At 33.0% G+C, this 23,520-nt stretch carries 28 protein-coding genes; 14 read left to right on the top strand and 14 right to left on the bottom strand.

The window, feature by feature from the left end:
- Window positions 1-9: 9 nt before the first annotated feature.
- Window positions 10-375: a fluoride efflux transporter CrcB gene (gene crcB, locus FEF17_RS09985; protein ID WP_139002261.1), complete on the bottom strand. Its 366-nt coding sequence runs from the start codon at window positions 373-375 to the stop codon at window positions 10-12.
- A gap of 1 nt (window position 376) precedes the next feature.
- On the bottom strand, window positions 377-1,396 hold the full coding sequence (locus FEF17_RS09990) for an SRPBCC family protein (RefSeq protein ID WP_139002262.1): 1,020 nt from the start codon (window positions 1,394-1,396) through the stop codon (window positions 377-379).
- Window positions 1,397-1,581: 185 nt separating this feature from the next.
- On the opposite strand from FEF17_RS09990, the gene FEF17_RS09995 reads away from it, so the two are divergent.
- Both FEF17_RS09995 and FEF17_RS10005 read left to right on the top strand, forming a co-directional pair.
- Window positions 1,582-3,618 (top strand): dipeptidyl-peptidase 3 family protein, encoded by a 2,037-nt coding sequence (locus FEF17_RS09995; protein ID WP_139002263.1) that lies wholly within the window; start codon window positions 1,582-1,584, stop codon window positions 3,616-3,618.
- A gap of 493 nt (window positions 3,619-4,111) precedes the next feature.
- A complete protein-coding gene (locus tag FEF17_RS10005) occupies window positions 4,112-4,498 on the top strand; it encodes a pyrophosphohydrolase domain-containing protein (protein WP_139002265.1) in 387 nt (128 codons plus the stop codon).
- 44 nt (window positions 4,499-4,542) lie between these two features.
- Here FEF17_RS10005 and FEF17_RS10010 read toward each other — a convergent pair whose 3' ends face one another.
- The gene (locus tag FEF17_RS10010) at window positions 4,543-5,613 is read right to left on the bottom strand and encodes a branched-chain amino acid aminotransferase (RefSeq protein WP_211342476.1); all 1,071 of its coding nucleotides are present in this window, start codon (window positions 5,611-5,613) and stop codon (window positions 4,543-4,545) included.
- A 94-nt stretch (window positions 5,614-5,707) separates the two neighbouring features.
- On the opposite strand from FEF17_RS10010, the gene FEF17_RS10015 reads away from it, so the two are divergent.
- From FEF17_RS10015 to FEF17_RS10025, 3 genes are all read left to right on the top strand, one after another.
- On the top strand, window positions 5,708-6,211 hold the full coding sequence (locus FEF17_RS10015; RefSeq protein WP_139002266.1) for a DUF4920 domain-containing protein: 504 nt from the start codon (window positions 5,708-5,710) through the stop codon (window positions 6,209-6,211).
- A gap of 2 nt (window positions 6,212-6,213) precedes the next feature.
- Window positions 6,214-6,891, top strand: coding sequence for a tRNA (5-methylaminomethyl-2-thiouridine)(34)-methyltransferase MnmC2 (gene mnmC2 / locus FEF17_RS10020; protein WP_139002267.1), 678 nt, complete (start codon window positions 6,214-6,216; stop codon window positions 6,889-6,891).
- A gap of 132 nt (window positions 6,892-7,023) precedes the next feature.
- A complete protein-coding gene (locus tag FEF17_RS10025) occupies window positions 7,024-7,932 on the top strand; it encodes a TIGR01777 family oxidoreductase (protein ID WP_139002268.1) in 909 nt (302 codons plus the stop codon).
- Here the strand turns inward: FEF17_RS10025 and FEF17_RS10030 are convergent.
- Genes FEF17_RS10030 through FEF17_RS10050 form a run of 5 tightly spaced genes read right to left on the bottom strand, consistent with a single transcriptional unit; the run spans window position 7,929 to window position 12,059 of the window.
- Window positions 7,929-8,423, bottom strand: coding sequence for a DUF192 domain-containing protein (locus FEF17_RS10030; protein ID WP_139002269.1), 495 nt, complete (start codon window positions 8,421-8,423; stop codon window positions 7,929-7,931). The genes FEF17_RS10025 and FEF17_RS10030 overlap by 4 nt on opposite strands.
- A gap of 1 nt (window position 8,424) precedes the next feature.
- Window positions 8,425-9,354 carry a prolipoprotein diacylglyceryl transferase gene (gene lgt / locus FEF17_RS10035; protein WP_139002270.1) on the bottom strand — a complete coding sequence of 310 codons (930 nt, stop codon included), beginning with the start codon at window positions 9,352-9,354 and terminating at the stop codon, window positions 8,425-8,427.
- Window positions 9,355-9,369: 15 nt separating this feature from the next.
- Window positions 9,370-10,488, bottom strand: coding sequence for a peptidylprolyl isomerase (locus FEF17_RS10040; RefSeq protein WP_139002271.1), 1,119 nt, complete (start codon window positions 10,486-10,488; stop codon window positions 9,370-9,372).
- A gap of 10 nt (window positions 10,489-10,498) precedes the next feature.
- Window positions 10,499-11,047: a gliding motility-associated peptidyl-prolyl isomerase GldI gene (gene gldI, locus FEF17_RS10045; protein ID WP_139002272.1), complete on the bottom strand. Its 549-nt coding sequence runs from the start codon at window positions 11,045-11,047 to the stop codon at window positions 10,499-10,501.
- The gene (locus FEF17_RS10050) at window positions 11,040-12,059 is read right to left on the bottom strand and encodes a DHH family phosphoesterase (RefSeq protein ID WP_139002273.1); all 1,020 of its coding nucleotides are present in this window, start codon (window positions 12,057-12,059) and stop codon (window positions 11,040-11,042) included. Before FEF17_RS10050 ends, gldI begins: the two co-directional genes overlap by 8 nt.
- Window positions 12,060-12,147: 88 nt before the next feature.
- On the opposite strand from FEF17_RS10050, the gene FEF17_RS10055 reads away from it, so the two are divergent.
- Window positions 12,148-12,567 carry a nucleoside-diphosphate kinase gene (locus FEF17_RS10055; RefSeq protein WP_139002274.1) on the top strand — a complete coding sequence of 140 codons (420 nt, stop codon included), beginning with the start codon at window positions 12,148-12,150 and terminating at the stop codon, window positions 12,565-12,567.
- A 140-nt stretch (window positions 12,568-12,707) separates the two neighbouring features.
- Here the strand turns inward: FEF17_RS10055 and FEF17_RS10060 are convergent, their stop codons facing one another.
- The 3 genes from FEF17_RS10060 to recF form a co-directional block, all read right to left on the bottom strand.
- Window positions 12,708-12,899, bottom strand: a complete 192-nt coding sequence (locus tag FEF17_RS10060; protein WP_139002275.1) for a cold-shock protein — start codon at window positions 12,897-12,899, stop codon at window positions 12,708-12,710.
- Between the two features lie 97 nt (window positions 12,900-12,996).
- A complete protein-coding gene (locus FEF17_RS10065; RefSeq protein ID WP_139002276.1) occupies window positions 12,997-13,293 on the bottom strand; it encodes a DciA family protein in 297 nt (98 codons plus the stop codon).
- A 5-nt stretch (window positions 13,294-13,298) separates the two neighbouring features.
- On the bottom strand, window positions 13,299-14,378 hold the full coding sequence (gene recF, locus FEF17_RS10070; protein ID WP_139002277.1) for a DNA replication/repair protein RecF: 1,080 nt from the start codon (window positions 14,376-14,378) through the stop codon (window positions 13,299-13,301).
- A gap of 133 nt (window positions 14,379-14,511) precedes the next feature.
- Here recF and FEF17_RS10075 point away from each other — a divergent pair, with 133 nt between their 5' ends.
- The 8 genes from FEF17_RS10075 (at window position 14,512) to FEF17_RS10110 (ending at window position 20,923) form a co-directional block, all read left to right on the top strand.
- Window positions 14,512-15,282, top strand: a complete 771-nt coding sequence (locus FEF17_RS10075; protein ID WP_139002278.1) for a tetratricopeptide repeat protein — start codon at window positions 14,512-14,514, stop codon at window positions 15,280-15,282.
- Between the two features lies 1 nt (window position 15,283).
- Entirely contained in the window at window positions 15,284-15,769 is a 486-nt protein-coding gene (gene ribH, locus FEF17_RS10080; RefSeq protein ID WP_139002279.1) for a 6,7-dimethyl-8-ribityllumazine synthase, read from the top strand.
- A gap of 166 nt (window positions 15,770-15,935) precedes the next feature.
- A complete protein-coding gene (locus tag FEF17_RS10085; protein WP_139002280.1) occupies window positions 15,936-16,160 on the top strand; it encodes a hypothetical protein in 225 nt (74 codons plus the stop codon).
- Between the two features lie 17 nt (window positions 16,161-16,177).
- A complete protein-coding gene (locus FEF17_RS10090) occupies window positions 16,178-16,465 on the top strand; it encodes a riboflavin synthase subunit beta (RefSeq protein WP_139002281.1) in 288 nt (95 codons plus the stop codon).
- A gap of 3 nt (window positions 16,466-16,468) precedes the next feature.
- Window positions 16,469-18,319: a DNA mismatch repair endonuclease MutL gene (mutL, locus tag FEF17_RS10095; RefSeq protein ID WP_139002282.1), complete on the top strand. Its 1,851-nt coding sequence runs from the start codon at window positions 16,469-16,471 to the stop codon at window positions 18,317-18,319.
- A gap of 3 nt (window positions 18,320-18,322) precedes the next feature.
- A complete protein-coding gene (locus FEF17_RS10100) occupies window positions 18,323-19,054 on the top strand; it encodes a rhomboid family intramembrane serine protease (protein ID WP_139002283.1) in 732 nt (243 codons plus the stop codon).
- The gene (locus tag FEF17_RS10105; RefSeq protein ID WP_139002284.1) at window positions 19,051-19,893 is read left to right on the top strand and encodes a rhomboid family protein; all 843 of its coding nucleotides are present in this window, start codon (window positions 19,051-19,053) and stop codon (window positions 19,891-19,893) included. Before FEF17_RS10100 ends, FEF17_RS10105 begins: the two co-directional genes overlap by 4 nt.
- 4 nt (window positions 19,894-19,897) lie before the next feature.
- Window positions 19,898-20,923, top strand: a complete 1,026-nt coding sequence (locus FEF17_RS10110; protein ID WP_139002285.1) for an endonuclease/exonuclease/phosphatase family protein — start codon at window positions 19,898-19,900, stop codon at window positions 20,921-20,923.
- Here the strand turns inward: FEF17_RS10110 and FEF17_RS10115 are convergent, their stop codons facing one another.
- The 3 genes from FEF17_RS10115 to lepB form a co-directional block, all read right to left on the bottom strand.
- Complete coding sequence (locus FEF17_RS10115; RefSeq protein ID WP_344736849.1) at window positions 20,924-21,229, bottom strand: DUF6122 family protein; 306 nt, start codon at window positions 21,227-21,229, stop codon at window positions 20,924-20,926.
- The gene (locus FEF17_RS10120; RefSeq protein WP_139002287.1) at window positions 21,229-21,855 is read right to left on the bottom strand and encodes a WbqC family protein; all 627 of its coding nucleotides are present in this window, start codon (window positions 21,853-21,855) and stop codon (window positions 21,229-21,231) included. Before FEF17_RS10120 ends, FEF17_RS10115 begins: the two co-directional genes overlap by 1 nt.
- Before the next feature lie 85 nt (window positions 21,856-21,940).
- On the bottom strand, window positions 21,941-23,515 hold the full coding sequence (lepB, locus tag FEF17_RS10125; protein ID WP_139002288.1) for a signal peptidase I: 1,575 nt from the start codon (window positions 23,513-23,515) through the stop codon (window positions 21,941-21,943).
- Window positions 23,516-23,520: the final 5 nt, after the last annotated feature.

Below are 23,520 nucleotides of genomic sequence, written 5' to 3' on the forward strand. Positions count from 1 at the left end.
ACAATTAAGTTATTTCACTAAAAACATCCCCAAAAAAACCGCCAGAAACCCAACAACAAAACTACCAATAGTATAAAGTGCAAAACTTGTAAAGTCTCCAGATTTTAGGAATACATGGTTTTCGTAAGCAAAGGTTGAGAATGTTGTAAAACCACCACAAAACCCTGTTGCTAAAAGCAAAGTTTGACTTTGTGATAACGAATTATTTTTAGCTGCTAAGCCTAAAATTATTCCAATAAGCAAGCTACCTAAAATATTTGTGGCAAAGGTGCCGTAGGGAATACCTGTTTGAGTGCTGTTTAAGTATTTTCCAATTATATAGCGAAGTACACTTCCAAAGCCACCACCAACAAAAACTAGTAAAACTTGTTTCATTTTATTTTACGGCGATGTAAATTTCGGTAATCCAATCTGCAGGGTTCGGCTTACTCAAAGGGTCAGTAAGATAGACTTCAAGCATTGGACCAGTTTCGGCAAACTGCATACCGTTTTCTGGAATATATTTCATAACAGTTTCCCAGGCTTCCTTTAGGTTATCATAGTTGCCATTAAGACTTGTTTTAACTGCTTTAAATGGTTCTAATTGTCCAGTTAAAATATCGCTATCTGTAGTAATAACTTTTTCGATAGTTGGTACACAAGCCGAAAACATAACAGCATTATTGGCTTCATCCCATTTATGGTAATGTGTAAAAGGCGCGCCAGCCATTTTTATATTATTATTTGTAGCGTACATTCTAACTTTAGGCATTAGTTCCTGCATTTTACTTTCTAACTCACTTATCTTACAAGAGGTTGTAGCGTATAAATAATAGCCCCCGCCATGTTCCGTTAAACCATTAACGGTAACCTTATATTTTTTCATGTCTGCAATTAATATGCTATCTAATTTCTCAAGTCCGCGGTCAAAATCTGGACCAACTTGCTCATCCATGCTTCCTGTAAAAGCGGTATAGGCTTTAAAGCCGAATGGTAAATCTTTTCCTTTCATACTCCAACTTAGCTGAGTAGTTCCATCATCATTCGGAGTAAACGTCCAGTTTATTTCAGAAGGAGGGAAGTCTGCGAATTGCATTTGTTGAGTTATGGATTTATTGTCTTCTGCAGCGGTAGTAGTCATAGTACCAACTCCATCTTTATCTTTCCATGAATAAGATCCATTAATGCCTTTTGTTTCTTCGCTAAGAGTAATAACTGTACTTGGCTCTTTTTCAACCCAAGGCGACCATGCTTCCCAGTTCTTATAATCAATAACATTATTATAAGCTACCGAAACAGGGGCTTTAATAGTTTTACTTCTTGTTACATCAAAAGAATCTGGTTGAACTGCGATATAAATGGCTGTTCCTATGATAGCAATTAATAATAAAAAAAAGATGTATTTGAATGCATTCATGATGAAAAATAATTTTTAGACACTTTAAAATCAAATATAATGATTTTTAGATTTCAGTTAATAAATTATTACATTTGCTGTTCAAAAAATAAATATTCAATAATCAAAATCTTCTTTTTTAGGTTAATCAATAATTTAAAGGGTTTGTTTTGTTGAATTTTTGAACAACATTTAATACTAATTTTATGAAACTAAAAACAATCTCAACTATCTTGTTAGTTGTTATCTTTCTGTATTCATGCGCGAATGATAAAACAAAAAAACAAGAAGAACCTGTAAAAGCACAACCTACTGAATTCAACTTTAATGTTGAACAATTTGCAGACATTAAAATTTTACGGTATCAAATCCCTGGATGGGAGAAACTTTCGTTGCAACAACAAAAACTTGTTTATTACTTAACTCAAGCAGGATTATCCGGTAGAGATATTATGTGGGATCAAAATTATAAGCATAATCTAAAAATAAGAAAAGCGCTTGAAAGTGTTTATGCAAAATATAATGGTAATAAAACTTCGGAAGATTGGAAGGCTTTCGAAACTTATTTAAAGCGTGTTTGGTTTAGTAATGGAATACATCATCACTATTCAAACGATAAATTAAAGCCCGCTTTTTCATCAGACTATTTGAATCAATTACTAACAGATACAGAAACAACTTTAGATGGAGATGCTTTCAATGTTATTTTCAATGATGAAGATAGTAAGAAGGTTAATCAAGCAAAAGGAGTGGATAATGTCGCTTTATCTGCCGTTAACTTTTATGGTGAAGGTGTTACGAATTTGGATGTTGAGAGTTTTTATAAAGCTAAACAATCTCGAGATCCAGAAAAGCCACTATCATTTGGTTTAAATTCTCAATTGGTTAAAGAAGGTGGCGAACTTAAAGAGCGTGTTTATAAATCTGGAGGGCTTTATGGTTCCGCTATAGATGAGATTATTAAGTGGTTAGAGTTAGCAAAAGGAGTTGCTGAGAATGAAGCTCAAGGAAATGCACTTGGTTTACTAATAGATTACTACAAAACAGGTGATTTACAAACTTGGGACGATTATAATGTTGCTTGGACTAAGGCAACCGAAGGAGATATTGATTACATCAATGGGTTTGTTGAGGTTTACAACGATCCATTAGGCTATAGAGGTTCTTATGAGACTATCGTACAAATAAATGATTTTGACATGTCTCAAAAAATGGCTGTTTTATCTGAAAATGCGCAGTGGTTTGAAGATAATTCTACTTTAATGGATGAACATAAAAAGAAAAATGTTGTTGGCGTTACGTATAAGGTTGTTACTGTTGCTGGAGAAGCTGGTGATGCTTCACCCAGCACACCTATTGGTGTGAATCTACCGAATGCCAATTGGATTAGAAAAGCAGTTGGAAGCAAGTCGGTTTCATTAGGAAATATAACAAATGCATATAATAATGCCGCAAGTTCTGGACGTCTTAAAGAGTTTGTTCATGATGAAGAGGAACACCAGTTAGAAGAGAAGTACGGACAGTTAGCCGATAAATTGCATACGGCTTTACATGAAGTAATAGGGCATGCTTCGGGGCAGTTAAACCCTGGAGTAGGAGAAACAAAAGAGACTTTGAGAAATTATGCTTCTACTTTAGAAGAAGGGCGTGCCGACTTGGTTGGTTTGTATTATTTATACGATTCAAAGATTCAAGAGTTAGGTTTGGTTGATGATTGGAAATCAATTGGAAAAGCGGCTTACGATGGGTATATAAGAAACGGATTAATGACACAATTAATACGCTTAAACTTAGGTGATGATGTTGAAGAGGCTCACATGCGCAACAGACAATGGGTTTCAGCATGGGCTTTTGAAAAAGGTAAAGCAGACAATGTGATTGAAAAAGTTACTCGTGATGGAAAAACCTATTTTAATATTAATGATTATGATAAGCTTCACGATTTATTTGGGCAGTTACTACGAGAAACACAGCGTATAAAATCTGAAGGTGATTATGCTGCAGTTGAGGCTTTGGTAGAAGGTTATGGTGTAAAGGTAGACCAAGATATTCATGCCGAAGTTTTGGAAAGAAATAAACAGTTTCCATCTCCACCATACAGTGGTTTTGTAAACCCAGTTTTAGTACCAGAGACTAATGAAGTGGGAGAAGTAACGGGGATAAAAGTAACGCAACCAGAAACCTTTTCTGGACAAATGTTAGATTATAGCAAACGTTATAATTTCTTGCCGCTGGTAAATTAAAAAACAGCAGATATTTTAAATAAAAACAGATTCTTTTTCAAGGGTCTGTTTTTTTGTTTACGCTAAACACGAGTAAAATTAGATTAATAATAATAAGAGCTATAACAAGAAAAAGTATTTTCATAGTTAGTTATATTTAGTCATTAAAAAAGATGCAAATTAAATCAATTGGTTGCGTCTTAATTACAGGGCTTTATTATATAACAGTTTAATGTTTTTTTTACCTACCAACGATTGAATCAATTTTTGTAAAGTTTTAAATTTAAGTTCTATTTGAAGATAAACTTAATAGCAGTAATAAATAGGATAAAGGCAATAAAGGCTATTAAAACCCAAACGCTGCCTGCATAAAACCGCTTGTGAAGTTTTAAATCTTTACGATATGTAAAGGCAATAATTATTGAGAAAACAATGAAGAATAAAACTCCAAAAATGATTTGACCTTTACTGAACATATAGTTACTTTTATGCAAATTTAATGAAAACCAAATAGATGAAAAATAAAATTGAAGCAGTAAAGTCATTTCATACCGCATTTAAAATAGGACATAGAGAAACACCGAAAGCAGATTTAGGTTTGGCTAAAAATATGCTGCGTTATAAATTAATGAGAGAGGAGAATGAAGAATATTTAGAAGCTGCAAATAACAACGATTTGGTTGAGGTGGCCGATGCTTTAGGAGATATGCTTTATATTTTATGCGGTACTATTATAGAACATGGTTTGCAGCATAAAATTGAGGAAGTTTTTGATGAAATTCAGCGAAGTAATATGAGTAAACTGGGTGAAGATGGTCAGCCTATTTATCGAGAGGATGGAAAGGTTTTAAAAGGCCCCAATTATTTCAAGCCTAATATAGAATCTATTCTAGAAGAATAAAAAAAGAGAAGCTAAGTAGCTTCTCTTTTTCGTTTTGTTAATATTTAAGATTTAACCTCATAGCGCCACCCAAACGGGTCATCAGTTTTATTAGTTTGTATGTCTGTAATGCGCTTTTTTAAATGTGCCGCGTATGTGTCTTCAAGTTCTGGTAAATCATAGTCTTCATCCTTATATCCAAAACCAGCAATAGGAGAAATAACAGCAGCTGTTCCAGCACCAAACATTTCTTTAAGCGAGCCATCCTTAGCAGCAGCAACCACTTCATGTACCGAAAGTTTTCTTACTTCAACAGGAATGCCTTCAGATTCTGCTAATTGGATGATGCTTTTTCTTGTAATACCATCTAAAATTCTATCACTTGTTGGACCAGTAATTAGAGTATCGTTGATACGAACAAAAATGTTCATTGCACCAGCTTCTTCAATATACTCATGTGTATTGTCATCAGTCCATATAACTTGTTGGTAGCCTTTTTCAACCGCTAATTGCGTCGGATAAAATTGACCAGCATAGTTTCCTCCAGCTTTAGCAAATCCAACACCACCATTGGCAGAACGAGAATATTTTTGCTCAATTAAAACGCGAACTTTTCCAGAGAAATAAGCTCCTGAAGGGGCTGTTGCTATTATGAACTTATATTCATCTGCAGGTGAGGCATGAAAACCATTACCAGATGCAAATACAAAAGGTCTTATGTATAAAGAACTTCCTTCGTCTTTTGGTATCCAATTGCTGTCAACTTGTAATAAGGTTTTCAAACCATCCATAAAATAGTTTTCTGGCAATTCCGGAATAGCTAAACGCTTAGATGAAATATTTAGACGCTTAAAATTATCTAATGGGCGAAACAACCAGACATTTTCGTTAGCATCTTTATAAGCTTTCATTCCTTCAAAAACAGATTGCCCATAATGAAAAATCTTAGCCGAAGGATCTAAAGAAATTGGCTGATAAGGGACTACTTTTGGAGCTTGCCACTTACCATTTTTATAGTCACATACTAACATGTGGTCAGAAAATGTGTTTCCAAATTTCAAGTTGCTAAAGTCAACCTCGCTAATCTTGGAAGATTTAGTCTTTATAACCTCTATATCATTGATTATAGCGTTCATAAGTCAAGTCATTTATTAATACAAATTTATGTAAAAACGTTTTTAAAAAAGGGGTATATTTACATAAATCGTTTAAAATTGAAATATTCATATCATGAAACGAATTACCTTATTAATTCTTAGTGTTTTAGTGTTAATTTCTTGCAAAAAGAAAAGTGCTGAGGCTATTCAGGAGGCAGTAGTTGTTCAAAAACCTGAATACCAATCTTTTGGAAAAACAATTATTCCGGACGATGCTATAGCGTCTTCCTCAATGGCGAATCATTTTGAAAGCATGCAAGTTGGTGATAGTATTAATTCAAAAATGCAGGCCAAGGTTATAGAAGTTTGTCAGGCAAAAGGTTGTTGGATGACCCTTAATTTAGAAAATGGGAATGAAGTTATGGTAAAATTTAAAGATTATGACTTTTTTGTGCCTAAGGATATTTCTGGTAAAGCGGTTATTATTAATGGTAAGGCCTATGTTAAAGAAGTTTCAGTTGATGAGTTAAGGCACTATGCTGAGGACGCTGGAAAATCTGAGGCAGAGGTAGCTCAAATTACCAAGCCTGAAAGGACCTTTTCTTTTGAGGCTGATGGTGTTTTAGTAATTCAATAATTTTGGAGCGACAGGTTGTTATTACGGGAGATGGTTCATCAACAATACATTTACCAGCGTGGGAAGAGCAATATCATTCGAAGCACGGAGCCATTCAAGAAGCATATCATGTTTTTATAAAACACGGATTACATTTTTTTTCTTCTGAAAGAATTGAAGATCCAATTTCAATACTGGAAATTGGATTCGGAACTGGTTTAAATGCTTTTATCACACTTCTTGAAGCTGAAAAGCTTGAGGTGACTATTAATTATGTTGGTGTTGAAGGTTATCCAGTAGATTTAAATGAAATATCACAACTCAATTATCCTGAAAAATTAAAGGTATCTAACCAAAATAAGGTATTTAAAGTTCTTCATAAAATAGATTGGGAGATCGAACAGCAAGTGTCGCCCTATTTTTTACTTAAAAAAGAGCAGAAATTTTTTCATCAAATTGAAGATATAGATAAATTTCATATAATCTATTTTGATGCTTTTGGAGCTCGCGTTCAACCGGAATTATGGACTGAAAAAATATTTAAACAAATGTACATCGCCCTCAAAAATGATGGTGTTTTAGTCACGTACTCTGCAAAAGGTAGTGTTCGTAGAGCGATGCAAGAGGTTGGGTTTAAAGTACAAAAACTACCTGGTCCTCCTGGGAAAAGAGAAATGTTGCGTGCAGTTAAAAGTAAATAACAATCGAATTTAATTTGATTAGTTCATGTATTATACATATTTGAAAGTTTAAGCCTACTTGTTCTGTTAAACCTAACATAAAACCTTAGTAATACAAAAACCCAATTTGTAACTTTATTAAAAAAAAGAAAAATGCGTGTTTTAATAACAGGAGCAACGGGTCTTATTGGGCAAGAAATTGTTAGACTATGTCATGAGAAAGGTATAGAAGTTAACTACTTAACTACTCGGATATCCAAAATTCAACAAACGGAAAATTATAAAGGATTTCATTGGGATCCAAAAACACAAGAAATCGATATATCATGTTTTAATGATGTAGATGTTATAATCCATTTAGCTGGTGCAACTGTTACGAAGCGTTGGACTAAAACTTACAAAAAAGAAATTCTTAGTAGTAGAATAGAACCCACAAAGCTTTTAATACATACTTTAAAGAGCATACCTCATAACATAAAACAGGTAGTTTCAGCAAGTGCAATTGGAATTTATCCAGATTCTTTGGTTAATTATTACGATCAATCTTACGATGCTTATAATGATGCCTTTCTTGGTCGTGTTGTGCAAGCTTGGGAACAAGCCATTGATGGTTTTTCAGAATTAAATATTACAGTTTCTAAAATTAGAATAGGACTCGTGTTGTCTAATAGAGGAGGTGCTTTGCAAGAAATGGTAAAACCTATAAAGATTGGTTTGGGTGCTGCTTTTGGAAGCGGAAAACAATGGCAATCATGGATTCATATTCAAGATTTAGCTAACATGTTTTTGTATGTTGCTGAAAAACGGATACATCACGTATTTAATGGGGTAGCGCCTAACCCTGTTAGCAATAACGAATTAATAAAAACTATTGGTAAGGTTTTAAATAAGCCAGTATTTTTACCTAATATCCCAAGGTTCTTCATGAAACTTGTTTTGGGCGAGATGCACACGATATTATTTGATAGTCAACGTGTAAGTTCAAAAAAAATAGAAAATAAAGGCTTTTATTTTAGGTTCCATCATTTAAGACCAGCTTTAGCAGATCTTCTAAAAGATTAATTGAATGACAAGCTGTCTCCTATATTTAGGTTCCAGGTATCTGTTAAACCAGCATTAATTTCTAAAACATACTTTGCTGGTGCATTTGAAGGTAAGGAGGTTTCGTTGAAAGGTTTTGCGTTTTTTTGAAAACTTACGATTTTTTTATTGTCATTTATATAGATTAAATCTAAAGCTATTTTCGTGTTTTTCATGTAAAAAGACCGTTTTCGTTCATCTTCAAAAACAAATAGCATACCTTGATTATCTTTCATGGAATTGCGATACATCAAACCCGTTTGTCTATCATATTCGGTATCTGCGAATTCAATATCGAATTCAATCAAGGTTGAATCTGAGGTAATTTTATATAGAGTAAGTTCACCTTCTTTCTTGAAAAACACTTCGGTTTGTTTAATTACTTTTTTATCCTGTTTACAGGATGAAAAACTTATAGCCAATGTTCCAACTATTAAGATGAAAGCAAATAATTTTATTCGGTAAAAACGCATGCTAGCTTTTAGAGGATTTTGCTTTATAAACAAACATAAAATATAATCCAATAATTATGAACGGTATACTCAACCATTGTCCAGTATTAAAACCAAACCAATTTATGTATTCATCACCTTGAGGTTCTTTAACAAATTCTACAAAGAACCGCACCGTCCAAAGAAGAATTAAGAATAATCCGAAAAGAAAACCAGTTTGCTCACTTTTTTTTGTTTTAGAATAAAAATACCATAATATTAAAAATACAAATATGTATGAAAACGATTCATATAACTGCGACGGGTGTCTGTATGGTACTGCTTCTAGTAATTCAGAAAACTGTGGATTATCCGTTACAGCATTATAAGCTTTCTGTACATCTTTAATTCCTGTTAGCTGTGTAATTTGACTCTTATAATATTGATCTTGAATAAACCTGACCCCAAAGTCGGAATCGGTCACTTTTCCTATTATTTCAGAATTAATAAAATTTCCAATTCTTATAAACACGGCACCTGAAGCCACAGAAATAACAACGCGGTCTAAAACCCATAACAACGATTTATATTTATACTTTCTTCTGTATAAATACATGCCAATTATAATACCTATAGCGGCTCCATGGCTTGCCAAACCTTGAAATCCTGTAAACTCGAAACCACCCTTAAACTTGAAAGGAAGAAATATGCTAAAGAAGTCTTGAGAGATTAATTCCGATTGATAAAACAATACATGGCCCAAGCGAGCACCTATCATTGTTGCCAAAACTGTGTAAATAAAAAGCGGATCAAGATAGTCGAGTGATATTTTTTCTTTGGTAAAAATACGCTTCATAATGTACCAGCCAATTACAAAAGCAACTACCCACATAAGGCTGTAAAAGTGTAATTTAAAATTACCTACAATGTCTATTCCAGTAACTGGATTCCAGTCGAATTTTAATATATACATAAGTTTATACGTCTGCTATTTAATTAATTCAAGAATTTCTACTTCAAAAATAATATTAGATTTTGGAGGAATGCCATTTCCACCGGCTTCTCCATAAGCCAAATGATATGGAATAAACAACGTAGCTTTGTCACCAACCTGCAATTGCTTCAATCCTTCTTTAAATCCGGGAATCATTCTTGCATCTGGACCACAATCTGCCTCGATTGGTTTATAGCCACCCACTTCTTTTTGTTTTTCATTTACAGCATCAAGCGCTTCCGCTGTTTCTAACTTACTTGTTTGAAGTAGCTTACCATCTTCAAAATAAACAGCGTAGTGGGTTAATGCTTTCGATGTTTCTTTTAATTGATTTCCGCTACCTTTTTCTGTAATAAAATATTCTAATCCAGAAGGAAGTTTTATGGCTTTAGCTCTTTGTTCTTCAAATTTTTCCTTGGTAGCTTTTAAAATGTTAGATGCCTTTTCCGCTTTTTCTTTTTCAAGGCGTTCAACTTCTGCAAAATGATTTTCAAAAATATCTGGGGCGTCAAAAGATTTTGCTGACTTCCCTTTTCTTATAATATTTAACTCATTAATAACAATGTCCTTGAGAGGCTTACTTCCTCTTCCTACTTTTACATTAGATATAGAATCATGAATATCTAGGCCAATTACTAATTCTCCAAAAACACTATGAACATTGTCTAAATGTGGTTTTGGTATTTCAGTAATAAAAAACTGGCTTCCATTTGAGTTTTTACCTGGGTTCGCCATCGATAAAACACCTGGTTTGTCATGTTTTAAGTCTGGATGAAATTCGTCATTAAATTTATAACCAGGGTTGCCTCGTCCATTAGCTAAAGGGTCTCCTCCTTGAATCATGAATTGATCCATTACGCGGTGAAACGTTAATCCATTATAAAACGGTTTTCCTCTATAGACACTATCGACCATAGTGTTTGTACCTTCTGCGAGCGAAACAAAATTAGCTACAGTAATAGGTGCTTTTTCGTATTCTAATTTAGCGACCATGATTCCTTTAGTTGTCACAAATTCTGCATAAATACCGTCTTCAAGTTCTGGGTATTGTGCTTTACATGAGCTAAGATTAATAATGAAAATAAAGAGTAAAAATTTAATTGAATGCTGCATTTGACTGGTACTAGTTTGATTGATTTTCTGTTATAGAAAGTACAGTAACTTCACAAATTAACGGCATGTTACTGCCAATTTTGTTTTGATCGCCATAGTAGCCATAGGCTTTTTGAGAAGGGAATAGAAAAGTAACGGTTTCGCCAGTTTTCATTAACTTCAAACCTTCTCTCAAACCAGTAAATAATTCCTGCTTATCCATCACATAACGTTGCGTTTGTAGGTCTTCTTTAGAATAAACGAGAGTCCCATTAAGCGATTTTACATTGTAATTATAGTCTATTACATCTCCAAAAACTGGAGTAGATAAAGAATCGATTTCAGATTTTGTATTGTAGTAATACCAAAAACCACTTTCTGAGGCTATATATTCGATTTCTGGTTGCTCCTCCATTACTTTAACAATACTCGTTTTTTCTTGCGCATTCAGTTTGATGTTTCTTTCAACAGAGTCATCAATAAAAGAACCTGTTTTTACAGTAACTGGTTTACGTGCTTCAGGTGTCTTACAACTTACGAAAGAAAGAGCCAAAAGAGCTATGATTATTAGTTTATTCATCGTTTAGGGCTTTATTATAACTAGGCAATATACTAATAAAATCTTCAATGGTTTCCTTTAAAGATTTAAAAGTCTTACCGCCAGCCGCATTAGTGTGTCCACCACCGTTAAAGTGTTTTCGAGACATTTCGTTAACCGAAAAATCACCTTTAGAGCGCAATGAAATCTTTATAATTCCTTCTTTTCTATCTTCAATAAATATAGCAGCTAATACAACATTTTTTAAAGATAATCCATAGTTTACAACACCCTCGGTATCTCCTTTTTTATAGTTAAATTTTTGAAGCTCGTCTTGAGATAAACTTATATATGCTGTTTTATGCTCTGGAATTACTCTTAAATTACTAAGAGCACATCCAAGAAGCTGCAAACGTTCATAACTATTTGTATCATAAACGTTGTTATGAATTTCTGAATTGTCCGCTCCTTTTTCAATAAGTTTTGCGATAATTTTATGGGTTGTGTTTGTAGTAGATTTAAACCTAAAAGACCCAGTATCAGTCATGATACCAACATAAAGACAGGTCGCAATATTAGTGTCAATCTTGTCTGTGGCATCTAACATATCTAAGAAGTGATAAATCATTTCACAAGTGGAACTCATGCCTACATCACTAAACATATATGTAGCGTAATCGTCGGGCGCCTGATGATGATCAATCATTATTTTTAATCCATTGCTACTTGAAAGAACAGATTCCATGCTACCAGTTCTATGAAAAGCATTAAAATCTAAAGTGAAAATAATATCCGCCTCGTTTATTAAGCTATCGCAGGTTTCAGTTTGAACATTGTGTCTTAAAATACTGTCTGCTCCAGGAATCCATTTTAAGAAATCTGGAAAATCATTAGGCACTACAACGGTTGCATCATGATTCAACTCTAAAAGATAGTGGTATAACCCTAAGGTAGAACCAATAGCGTCTCCATCGGGGTTTTTATGAGGAATAATTACAATCTTTTTTTTTGTTGAGAGTAGTTGCTTTATACTCAGAATTTCTTCGCTGTTCATAGATGACGAATATACAATTTTTTAAAATTGCTTCACCTTGTTTATAAATGGAAATAAGTTACTTTTGCAAAAAAATAATAGAAATATAATGGCAACAAATAGAACATTTACAATGCTTAAGCCAGATGCAGTTGAAAAAAGGCATATTGGTGCAATATTGGATAAAATTTCGGCTTCTGGATTTAGAATTGTGGCAATGAAGTTAACACAAATGACTAAAGGTGATGCAGAAACTTTTTATGCAATTCATAACGAACGTCCATTTTTTGGTGAGTTAGTAGAGTATATGACACGTGGACCAATAGTGGCAGCAGTTTTAGAAAAAGAAAACGCTGTTGAAGATTTTAGAACTTTAATAGGAGCAACTAATCCTGCTGATGCAGCTGAAGGGACAATACGTAAATTATATGCAACTTCAATGGGTGAAAATGCTGTACATGGAAGTGATAGTGATGAAAATGCCGCTATTGAAAGTGCATTTCATTTTTCTGGAAGAGAGATTTTCTAGTTTAAACCAAAATATTATATAACATGCCTGCAATTTGCTGGCTTCTGTTTTTTATTTAAGAATTGCAGAAACTTAATATCACAAAAAAAGTCTATCAAATAAATGATAGACTTTTAATTGTAATTGTTAAAGTATATATCTTAGATTACTTTTACGTTTACGGCGTTTAATCCTTTTCTACCTTCTTGTAGATCGAATTCTACATTGTCACCTTCACGAATTTCATCGATAAGTCCTGAAATGTGTACGAAATGTTCTTTGTTGTTGTCTTCTTCAATGATGAATCCAAAACCTTTAGAGTCATTGAAAAATTTTACGGTACCTTTACTCATTGTATTTGTATTAAAATAATTAAGGGGCAAAGATAATGTAAATAACTATAGTATTGTTCTTTTATTTATCTTTTTTATAATTATTTTTCAGGTGTAATTACCGTAATATCAATTTCTTAACAATTTCTTTACCCAACTCTTCGTTAAGCATTGAAATAATTTTTTGTTTGCCGTAGTTTAACTCTTCCCTTAAAACACTTGAACTCAATTGAACAAAAAGTGTATTGCGTTCTAGTTGAATGCCCGTTGTATAATTATTTACACCGTTACCCATGAGTTTTACCCAAGCATCTTTAACATTTACCTTATCTAAACCTTTTTCAAGCTTGTTTGTTTCCACAAACTCCTTTAAAGCATCTTGAATATTTATATGATCGTTGTTGCGTTTAGCCATAGTTTTTATAATTTGAAGATCTCGTAAGATTGGTGTACTTGTTTAACAGCATTTTCAGTTCTATCAGCATGAGTATCACTAATAAAAATTTGCCCAAAATTTTCATCATCAACTAATTTAATAATTTTTGAAACGCGCTGTTCGTCCAATTTATCAAAAATATCATCTAATAATAGAATAGGGCTTACACCACTTTGTTCTTTTATAAAATCAAATTGGGCCAATTTTAAGGCTATTAAAAATGACTTTTGTTGCCCTTGACTACCAAACTTTTTAATTGGGTGTTCTTCAATATTAAATTGTAAATCGTCTTTATGAATACCTATAGTAGTATATTGTAGTGCTTTGTCTTTATTAATAACTGCTTTTAAATGGTTGTAAAGATTATCATCAAACAAATCACTTTTATAGACTAACCCAACGGTTTCATTTCCATTGCTAATGGCTTCATATCTGGCTTTAAAAATAGGAACAAAAACTTCTAGAAATGCACGCCGCTTATCAAATATTTTCGCGCCATAATCATTTAACTGACTATTATATACATCAATAGTGTCTGCATTAAATGTGTGGTTAAGTGCAAAGTATTTGAGCAAAGCGTTTCGTTGCGCTAAAACTTTATTATACTTTATTAAATTATCGAGATAGCTTTTATCACTTTGAGAAATAACGCTATCTACAAATTTTCTTCGAATATCGCTACCTTCAACTATTAGATCCCTATCCGCTGGAGAAATTATAACTAAAGGCAAGAAACCAATGTGTTCACTAAATTTATCGTAGGCTTTAGCATTTCGTTTAATAATTTTTTTTTGACCTCGTTTTAGGCTTATAATTATTTTTTCGATCTTTTCGAGCTTTTGATAGTCGCCATTAATTACAAAAAATTCTTGACCATGTTTTATGTTTTGGGTAGCAACAGGGTTAAAATAACTCTTACCAAAAGATAAATGATAAATGGCGTCTAATACGTTCGTTTTTCCAATGCCGTTGTTGCCTACAATACAATTTATTTTATTGTTGAAGTCAAACGATTTGCTATCGAAATTTTTATAATTGAGAAGTGAAAGTGATTTTAAAATCATAAAAAAGATAACTTAAACCTATTCTTGCGTGGTTAGCTCCGAAAAGAAGTGCAAATTATTGAAAAATATCAAATAAATTACCTTTTAGTTATGAAGAAAAATTATATTTTTGCGGCGCATTAATATATAATATATGGCAACTTATAATAAAAGAGGATATAAACCGAAAACAAAGGTAGCGAAAGAGCAAAATATAGAAGAAGGATCTACTACAGCTGAAGTTTTTAACACCTTAGATGAAACTGCTTCTAAAACGGAAGCGTTTGTTGAAAAAAATCAAAAATACATTTTTGTTATTATAGGAATTGTCGCAGCTATAGTTTTAGGGTACTTAGGGTATAATGAGTATATAGCAAAACCTAAGCAAGTAGAGGCTATGAATGATATGTTTCAAGCTCAGAAATACTTTAATGAAGCAGTAAATGGAACTGAAAAGGATTCGCTTTATAATTTAGCATTAAATGGAGGTGAAGGAAAATTTGGTTTGTTAGATATTATTAATGAGTATAGTGGTACCCAATCCGCAAACCTTGCAAACTATTATGCTGGAACGGCCTATTTACGACTTAAAGATTACAAAAATGCAGTTGAGCATTTAGGTAATTTTAAAAGTGATGATGAGATATTAGCTCCCTTGGCAAAAGGAAATATAGGAGACGCCTTTGTTCAATTGAATCAGCCGGAAGATGCTTTAGATTATTATGAACAAGCTGCTCAAATGCGCAGTAATGAGTATACAACACCAATGTATTTATACAAAGCTGGAACTATTGCATTAGATTTAGGACAAGCTGATAAGGCTTTAGGTTATTTTGAGCGTATTAAGAATGACTACCCTAATTCAACCGAGGCATCTACAGTTGATGTGTTTATAGGTAAAGCGCAAGTAATGGCAAACAAATAATATGGCTACGGCAAATAAAAATTTATCAGACTACGATAAAACAACAATCCCAAACGCGAATAAATTTCGGTTTGGGATTGTTGTTTCAGAATGGAACGATACCATTACCGAAGGATTATATCAAGGGGCCTATAATGCATTAATAGACAATGGTGTTTTGCCAAGTAATATTGTTCGTTGGGATGTTCCAGGTAGTTTCGAGCTTATTTATGGAAGCAAAAAAATGCAAGAGCAAATGGTAAATGCCGTAATTGCAATTGGTAGTGTTATTCAGGGAGAAACAAAACATTTCGATTTTGTTTGTGAAGCTGTTTCGCAAGGGATTAAAGACTTGAATGTCATTCGTGAGACACCAGTAATATTTTGTGTGCTTACTGATAATAATTTACAACAAGCACAAGAACGATCCGGAGGGAAGCATGGTAATAAAGGTACCGAAGCTGCTATTGCTGCTATAAAAATGGCGGAACTTCGTAAAAACAGTTAGAGTATTTTAAATACCAAATACATTAGTCTTTAATATGTAAGGCGATTGGTATTTGGAATTTTATATTTTTGGATATTACACTGTTTTTTTGTTAACAATTTTTAGCATTTCTACTCTGTCTTTCTGTTACATTTTAAGTATTTTTGAGGGATAAGCACTTTAGACTTTGTTTAAGCAACGAAAGCATAGAACCTTTAATTATAAACCGAGGTTTTCTCATGATAATGAGCATGAATCCATTGACAAATCTGTTGATAAACCAGATTTTGTTTCCAGGTGGAAAGAGTTAAGACCAAGGAAGCGAAGAGGAACAATCTCGTTGCGAACATTAATTATAGTTTTGGTATTATTATTGATTTGTATGTTTTGGTTAGAATCGAAAATCAATTAATTTAAAGCTTAGAAATTATGGGACTTTTAAAACTTCGAAAAAACAAAAAATTTAGTTATACACCACGTTATTATAAAGGTGGTGAAGAGGGAAGTCCGTTTCAAATTAAGCATAAATTTGATGATTATAGGAAAACGGTGGGAAGCAATTCAGGACTTAAAAACAAGTTTAATAATGCTTTAGATGATTTTAAGAACAACCCAGATAGGGAAGCTAATAGACGTATTTTAATAATTGTTGCAGTTTTAATATTGGTATTTCTCTTTATTATCGATTTCGATTTATCTATATTCTTTTCTAAGTAATATATGGCAGACATAATTCAGCTATTACCAGACCATGTAGCAAACCAAATTGCTGCGGGAGAAGTTGTGCAACGCCCCGCCTCTGTGGTAAAAGAATTGCTGGAAAATGCCATTGATGCGGGAGCAAATAGTATCAAACTCATTGTAAAAGATGCTGGAAAAACCCTTGTTCAAGTTATTGATGATGGTAAGGGAATGAGTACTACAGATGCGCGTTTAAGTTTTGAACGACATGCCACATCAAAAATCAGAACTGCTGACGACCTTTTTCTATTAAACACAAAAGGTTTTCGTGGTGAAGCTTTAGCAAGTATCGCGGCGATTGCTCATGTGGAGTTGAAAACCAAGCAAGAACAAGATGAGGTTGGTACAAGTATAGAAATAGAAGGGAGTAATGTGGTGTCTCAAGAAATGGTGGTTACGCCTCAAGGAACATCTATAGCCGTTAAGAATTTATTTTTCAATATACCGGCTAGACGTAATTTTTTAAAATCCGATACTGTTGAGCTACGTCATGTTATCGACGAGTTTCATCGTGTGGCATTAGCACATCCTAATATTTCTTTTTCATTGTACAATAATGGCAGTGAAACCTTTAATCTTCCAGTTAGCAACTACAGACAGCGTATTGTTAATATTTTTGGAAATAAAACAAATGAAAAGCTCGTGCCCGTTGAGGAAGAAACGGAAGTTCTGAAAATTTCAGGATTTGTGGGTAAACCCGAGTTTGCAAAACGAACAAGGGGGGAGCAATACTTTTTTGTAAATAACCGATTTATTAAAAGTGCTTATTTAAACCATGCTATTTCATCAGCTTATGAAGGGTTGTTGAAGAATGGTACACACGCCAGTTATTTTTTAAATCTGGAGGTTGACCCTAAAACCATCGACATAAATATTCATCCAACTAAAACAGAAATAAAGTTTGATGACGAGCATACATTATATGCTTTATTGCGTTCTGCCGTTAAGCATAGTCTAGGGCAGTTCAATATTGCGCCGGTATTAGATTTTGACCGTGATGCTAACTTAGATACCCCATATCATATTTCTAAAGACCGAGTTAATGTTCCTAAGATCGAAGTGGATAAAGGATTTAACCCGTTTAGGGAGGAAAAGAAATCGTTTACTTCCACAATGTCTTACAAAAAAGAACCTACGGCTGGATGGGAAAGCTTGTATCAGGAAATAGAAGTAAAAAATGACAATATTGAAAGTGACTTTAGTGACCATAAATTTGAAAGCGAAGTATCTACAGGAACTATTTTTGAAGAGGATAAAAAAATTGATAATGGTAATACAACCTACCAGTTACATAACAAATATATAGTAAGTACGATTAAATCAGGGATGTTGGTAATTGATCAGTTTCGCGCACATCAGCGTATTTTATACGAAGATTTTCTTCAACATATAACAATTTCAAAAGCTGTAAGTCAACAATTATTGTTTCCATTGGAGTTACATTTTACAAAACAAGAAACTGATATTATTTCTAACTTAAAAGAAGAATTAGAAAGCACTGGGTTTATATTTTCTAGTATTTTAGAAGAAACAATGCAAATCACTGGAGTTCCAGTAGGCGTTCCAGAGAGCGAAGTGTCAATTATTTTAGAGCAATTGATTAGTGATATCGAAAACGAAGTACCCGATTCGCATTTTAGTACTACCGATCTATTAGCAAAATCGATGGCTAAAAGTTTAGCGATAAAACCTGGGCAATCTATTTTAAAAGAAGAGCAAGAACATCTCGTGAATAAACTTTTTGCTTGTAAAGAACCTAACGTTTCTCCTACTAACCGAACGACATTTATTACCATGACGGTTGATGAGTTAGATAAAAAATTTAGATAAGTTATGATGAGGATTTCAGATACTGTTAAGCATTTATTAATCATTAATGTGATTATGTTTATTGGTACAATAGCAATTGGAGATGGTGTTTTGTTCTATGATTGGTTTGCTATGCATTTTCCAAAAAATGAAGCGTTTAAACCTTGGCAGATATTTACGCACATGTTTATGCATGGTGGACCTTCTCACTTATTGTTTAATATGTTTGCTTTGTGGATGTTTGGTACACCTGTAGAACAATATTTGGGAGGAAAGAAGTTTCTTTTTTTATATCTCTCTGCTGGATTGGGAGCAGTAGCATTACAGATTGGGTATTATTATTTTCAGTATTTACCTATGGAAGCTCAAGCATTACAACTAGGAGCAACTCACGATCAGATTATTGAAGTTTTTAAAGATGGAAAAGTTTTTACCGCAATAGGACAAAAGTTCAATGAAATTTATTTTGCTTCTATGGTCGGTGCCTCTGGATGTATTATGGGAGTAATGGCTGCTTTTGCCTTAATGAACCCTAATGCAGAATTAATGATGATATTTTTACCAATTCCCATAAAAGCAAAATATTTTATTCCTGGAATAATTTTAATCGATTTAATATCAGGTGTATCTGGACAATCCATTTTTGGATATGGAAATATTGCTCATTTTGCCCATGTTGGAGGTGCGGTAACAGGTTTTTTAGTGATGTGGTATTGGAAAAAAACACAGTTTAATAAAAATAGATGGGATCTATGACTTTAACTGATGATATTAAAGGAAAGCTTAAAAGGCTTAATGTATTAGAAAAAATAATCGCAATTAACGTTGTGATTTTTGTTTTGGGCCTACTCTTTAAGCCAGTAATAGGTTGGTTAGAATTACCAAGTAACATTGGCGATTTTATATTGCAACCGTGGTCCATAGTTACTTATGCTTTTGCTCATTATGACTTTTTACATATCCTATTTAATATGATTTGGTTGTATGTGATAGGTCAGTGGTTTCTTAATCTATTTAATCCAAAATTAGCGTTGAATATTTATTTTTTAGGAGCCATTTGTGGAGGTTTATTGTATTTACTTGCTCATGCCTTATTTCCAGATTTATTGGGGAATTCGCGTTTAGTTGGTGCATCGGCATCGGTGCGTGCGTTGCTTATATTTTTATGTGCTTATATGCCCAATCATGGCATGCGATTTTTCACATTTAACTTAAAGCTTTGGTATATTGGAGTTGCTATAGTAGTTATTGATTTATTCGGTCTTTTTGGATACAATACAGGAGGTAATTTAGCGCATTTAGGAGGTGTTTTGCTTGGTTATTTTTATGCGAAACAACTAGTTAAGGGCAATGATATTGGTAAAGGGTTTGAACGTTTTATGGACGGTTTTGTGAATATGTTTAAATCGTCTAAAAAAGGACCTTTAAAAACGGTACATAAGAATAAGGGCAAAGTTGGAGGATATACGAAAGCCGATTTTAATGAGTTTAATAATCAGAAGAAAATTGACGTTATTCTAGATAAAATCAGTAAAAGTGGATATGATAGTTTAACGGCTGAAGAGAAAGAGTTTTTGTTTAAAGCAGGAAAATAACAAAATGAAAAAATTGAGCTTCATTAGCAAAATTATTTATGCCATAAATGTTGTAGTTGCTGTTCTATTGCTATTTTCTTTTGTTCTACCATATTTACCTCCAAAGACCTTTTCGGTCCTATCTGTGTTAAACCTTGGAGTTTCATTCCTCATAATAAGCAATATTTTATTTTTTATTTATTGGCTTGTTAGAATAAAGAGACAAATGATACTTTCTTTTGTTGTGCTTTTGTTAGGCTATTTTATGTTTGGTTCATTATATAAGTTCTCATCCGAAAAAAACATTGAAGACGAGAATAATTTTAAAGTGATGAATTATAATGTGCGCCTTTTTAATTTATACGATTGGATACCGGAGGACAATATTGAAACCAAAATAACCAGCTTTATAAAAGCTGAAGTCCCCGATATTTTAAGCATTCAAGAGTATCATCCTCATAAGAATATAGATTTATCCTTTTTTAAATATAAATATGAAAAATTATCTGGGAAAAAGACGAAATATGGACAGGCTATTTTCTCTCAATTCCCAATAGTTAATAGCGGTTCTATTGAGTTTCCTAATACAGGAAATAATGCTGTTTTTGCTGATGTAGTAAAAAACTTAGATACTATTAGAGTATACAATATTCATCTGGAGTCTTTACATCTTAATACAAATGTAGAAGACTTAAAAAATGAAGACTCAGAACGATTACTTAAGAGAATTGGGAATACCTTTAAAATGCAGCAATTTCAAACTGAATTATTCTTGATGCATAAAGAAAAATGTAAATATAAAATGGTTGTATGTGGAGATTTTAATAACACGGCTTTTTCTTATGTTTATAGAAGGATAAAAGGCGGGTTGAACGATACATTTAAAGAAGCTGGTGGTGGTTTTGGTCGTACTTATGACTTTAAATTTTTCCCAATACGTATCGATTTTATCTTTTCAGATGAATCCTTCGCTGTGAATGGTTTTAAAACTTATGATGAACGGTTTTCAGACCATTATCCTGTTATGACTACCTTGAGTTTGCAGAAATAGTTACATAAGCGTACAATCGACTACGTCAGAAATAATATGAATTACCAAACCTAAGGCAACCAATCTAGACTTCTTAGGAATTAGCAGAAATAAATAAAAAGTTATAGCGAAATAGGAGTGAAGCGGATGAAAATTAATACTGCATCTGTTTGAATCAAAAAACGTTGTGGCTAATAGATGGTCTAAGTCTATTACAAATGCGGCCAACATAGTTATAAAGGCAATTTTCCAATTTTCCCGATAAAAAATTAATGCTACTACTAGCGGAATAAGAAAATGACATCCATAGTGCACTAGAGATTGCATTATATTGTAGAATTGATAGTTTGTGATTCCAGATAATTCAAAGCATTTGGGCCTTCATTAAAAATTAAATCTAGAATACTTAAGTTAGGTATAAATCCATGTTTGCTTTCAAAAACTTGAGTATAAGTGTTAAATTTTTGAACAGGTTCTCGCTTGGCATTCACTAAGTTTCTAAAATCAACAACATTTTCAACTTCATCTTTATAGATTTCAGTTTTCGATAATTTTAATTCCAATGGTAAGATGTCACAAATAAAATCAAAACACTTTAAATTAAAGTCCAAAATAAAATCTTCCTTTTGCTCAAAAAGCGGTCTGAAATCATCTTCATAATATTCAAAAAAAGGCGATGTCTTGTAAGCAGATAATAATGATTTCCAATGGTTGCATTGCCATTTTTCTTCATTAAAAATTTTCACATCACGGTATTTCTGTCTGTTTTTTTGGGTATGAATAACAGGAATTTTTAAGGCTAATTTTCCATTTGCACCATAAATATAACAACGGTTTCTATAGGTTTGCTTTAAGAAATTATCATCCATTTCAAATATAATTTCCTTGGCATTTGCTATGGCGACAAAGTTGCTGATACTCGGAAAATATGTTGGATGGATTAAAATGTTCATTAGCTGGTGCGTTTATTTGGTAATTACTCAAAACTTTATGTAAACATTCTTTATGAAATCAGATAAACGAATAAACAAAAAGCAATTAATTTGCTTTCTTGCGCTTTCTCCATTTGCTAAAACCAATCCAACCGAATAGCAATACTAAAAATGGAATTAGGAATGAAGTTGCTTTTCCACTACCACTAACTGTAGTAAAGAAACGTTCCCATCTCGGGTTTTTAAGACCATCCCAACTCATCCAAATAAATACAGGTTTACCTACAACATGATCAAAAGGCACAAATCCCCATGCTCTTGCATCAATGGAATTATGGCGGTTGTCTCCCATCATCCAGTAGTAATTTTGTTTAAACGTATATGTTTTGGTTATTTCACCATTAATTAAAATCTGGTTACCATTTATTTGCAAGGTGTTCCCTTCGTATTCGGTTATAACACGCTTATAAAGCGGTAAAACTTCCAAGTTAAGATCAATTGTCTTTCCTTCTTCAGGTATGTATAGCGGTCCAAAGAAGTCTACGTTCCAATTATAATTTGGATCATGAGGAAATATATTGGGATCTCTTACTCCTTTTTCTTTTTTATTAGGCGTAATTCCAGCAACATTAGGATGATTTTTAAAGTTAGCTAGAGCTTCATCTGAGATTGCAGAGAAATAATAGGTATTCTGACTATTAATTATGCCGAAGTCATCCGTAATATCATAACGTTCTTTTAGGTATTTTGGATTAAACCGATTGGTTTTCGGCTGAACTAAATAGCTGAATTGTAAATGTGCTCTATCAGGAAGTAAATTCTTTTCCCCGTTTATATAAACAAATCCGTCTCTAACTTCAAGTGAATCTCCAGCAACAGCAACACAACGTTTTACTAAGTTCGTTTTCTTATCAATAGGTTTGTAATAGTTTCTATCAGGATGAAAGTTGTTCATATCCAACAGCGTATCAGCAGGTTGATTGAAAACAACAATTTCGTTTCTATCTATTTTTTCAAAACCTGGAATACGCAAATAAGGTAACTGTAATTTATTTTTCCAAGAATTGCTGCCTTTGCGATCATCGAATAAATAGGATTTCGATTTCAACACAGGAATGGTATCATGTACCATAGGCGCTCCAACTGTTGTCATTGGTATTCTAGCGCCGTAATGAAATTTACTCACAAATAAGAAGTCACCCACTAGAAGTGATTTTTCAAGTGATGATGATGGTATTGTAAAGGGCTGAATAAAATAAGTATGAACAATAGTGGCTGCTACAATGGCGAATAATATTGAGCTTGTCCACTCACCAGAACCAGATTTAGGTTGTATGCTTCTATCCTCTATATAATTAACATCAGCTACATAGTTTAAATAATAATTATAAAAGCCTAATGTGGCCACTGCTAAAAAAGTATCTAAATAGGTGTTTTTACCAAAACTTCTAGCGGTTTCTACCCAAACAACCATAAGCATAATAAGATTTACTATAGGAAGAAATAATAAAATTACCCACCACCAAGGGCGATTGATTATTTTCATTAAAACTACACCATTGTAAATAGGAATAAAGGCTTGCCAAGACTGCCTTCCTGATTTAATGTATAATTTCCAAGTCCCTAATCCATGAACAAATTGGATAATTAAAATGAATATAAACCATTGTGTTAGTGTCATATCTT

It is taken from the genome of Hyunsoonleella aestuarii, from assembly GCF_006148925.1.
GTDB classification, from domain to species: Bacteria; Bacteroidota; Bacteroidia; order Flavobacteriales; family Flavobacteriaceae; genus Algibacter_D; species Algibacter_D aestuarii.

Bases quoted from the DNA above. Each gene is read 5' to 3' on its own strand.
- mutL (WP_139002282.1), top strand. From the start codon at position 16,469: ATGGCAGACATAATTCAGCTATTACCAGACCATGTAGCAAACCAAATT.
- lgt (WP_139002270.1), bottom strand. From the start codon at position 9,354: ATGTATATATTAAAATTCGACTGGAATCCAGTTACTGGAATAGACATT.
- FEF17_RS10075 (WP_139002278.1), top strand. From the start codon at position 14,512: ATGGCAACTTATAATAAAAGAGGATATAAACCGAAAACAAAGGTAGCG.
- FEF17_RS10100 (WP_139002283.1), top strand. From the start codon at position 18,323: ATGATGAGGATTTCAGATACTGTTAAGCATTTATTAATCATTAATGTG.
- FEF17_RS10090 (WP_139002281.1), top strand. From the start codon at position 16,178: ATGGGACTTTTAAAACTTCGAAAAAACAAAAAATTTAGTTATACACCA.
- gldI (WP_139002272.1), bottom strand. From the start codon at position 11,047: ATGAATAAACTAATAATCATAGCTCTTTTGGCTCTTTCTTTCGTAAGT.
- FEF17_RS10115 (WP_344736849.1), bottom strand. From the start codon at position 21,229: ATGCAATCTCTAGTGCACTATGGATGTCATTTTCTTATTCCGCTAGTA.
- FEF17_RS10105 (WP_139002284.1), top strand. From the start codon at position 19,051: ATGACTTTAACTGATGATATTAAAGGAAAGCTTAAAAGGCTTAATGTA.
- FEF17_RS10120 (WP_139002287.1), bottom strand. From the start codon at position 21,855: ATGAACATTTTAATCCATCCAACATATTTTCCGAGTATCAGCAACTTT.
- FEF17_RS10060 (WP_139002275.1), bottom strand. From the start codon at position 12,899: ATGAGTAAAGGTACCGTAAAATTTTTCAATGACTCTAAAGGTTTTGGA.
- crcB (WP_139002261.1), bottom strand. From the start codon at position 375: ATGAAACAAGTTTTACTAGTTTTTGTTGGTGGTGGCTTTGGAAGTGTA.
- FEF17_RS10050 (WP_139002273.1), bottom strand. From the start codon at position 12,059: ATGAACAGCGAAGAAATTCTGAGTATAAAGCAACTACTCTCAACAAAA.
- ribH (WP_139002279.1), top strand. From the start codon at position 15,284: ATGGCTACGGCAAATAAAAATTTATCAGACTACGATAAAACAACAATC.
- FEF17_RS10005 (WP_139002265.1), top strand. From the start codon at position 4,112: ATGAAAAATAAAATTGAAGCAGTAAAGTCATTTCATACCGCATTTAAA.
- FEF17_RS09990 (WP_139002262.1), bottom strand. From the start codon at position 1,396: ATGAATGCATTCAAATACATCTTTTTTTTATTATTAATTGCTATCATA.
- FEF17_RS10065 (WP_139002276.1), bottom strand. From the start codon at position 13,293: ATGGCTAAACGCAACAACGATCATATAAATATTCAAGATGCTTTAAAG.
- FEF17_RS09995 (WP_139002263.1), top strand. From the start codon at position 1,582: ATGAAACTAAAAACAATCTCAACTATCTTGTTAGTTGTTATCTTTCTG.
- FEF17_RS10055 (WP_139002274.1), top strand. From the start codon at position 12,148: ATGGCAACAAATAGAACATTTACAATGCTTAAGCCAGATGCAGTTGAA.
- FEF17_RS10015 (WP_139002266.1), top strand. From the start codon at position 5,708: ATGAAACGAATTACCTTATTAATTCTTAGTGTTTTAGTGTTAATTTCT.
- FEF17_RS10025 (WP_139002268.1), top strand. From the start codon at position 7,024: ATGCGTGTTTTAATAACAGGAGCAACGGGTCTTATTGGGCAAGAAATT.
- recF (WP_139002277.1), bottom strand. From the start codon at position 14,378: ATGATTTTAAAATCACTTTCACTTCTCAATTATAAAAATTTCGATAGC.
- FEF17_RS10040 (WP_139002271.1), bottom strand. From the start codon at position 10,488: ATGCAGCATTCAATTAAATTTTTACTCTTTATTTTCATTATTAATCTT.
- FEF17_RS10110 (WP_139002285.1), top strand. From the start codon at position 19,898: ATGAAAAAATTGAGCTTCATTAGCAAAATTATTTATGCCATAAATGTT.
- FEF17_RS10010 (WP_211342476.1), bottom strand. From the start codon at position 5,613: ATGAACGCTATAATCAATGATATAGAGGTTATAAAGACTAAATCTTCC.
- lepB (WP_139002288.1), bottom strand. From the start codon at position 23,515: ATGACACTAACACAATGGTTTATATTCATTTTAATTATCCAATTTGTT.
- FEF17_RS10030 (WP_139002269.1), bottom strand. From the start codon at position 8,423: ATGCGTTTTTACCGAATAAAATTATTTGCTTTCATCTTAATAGTTGGA.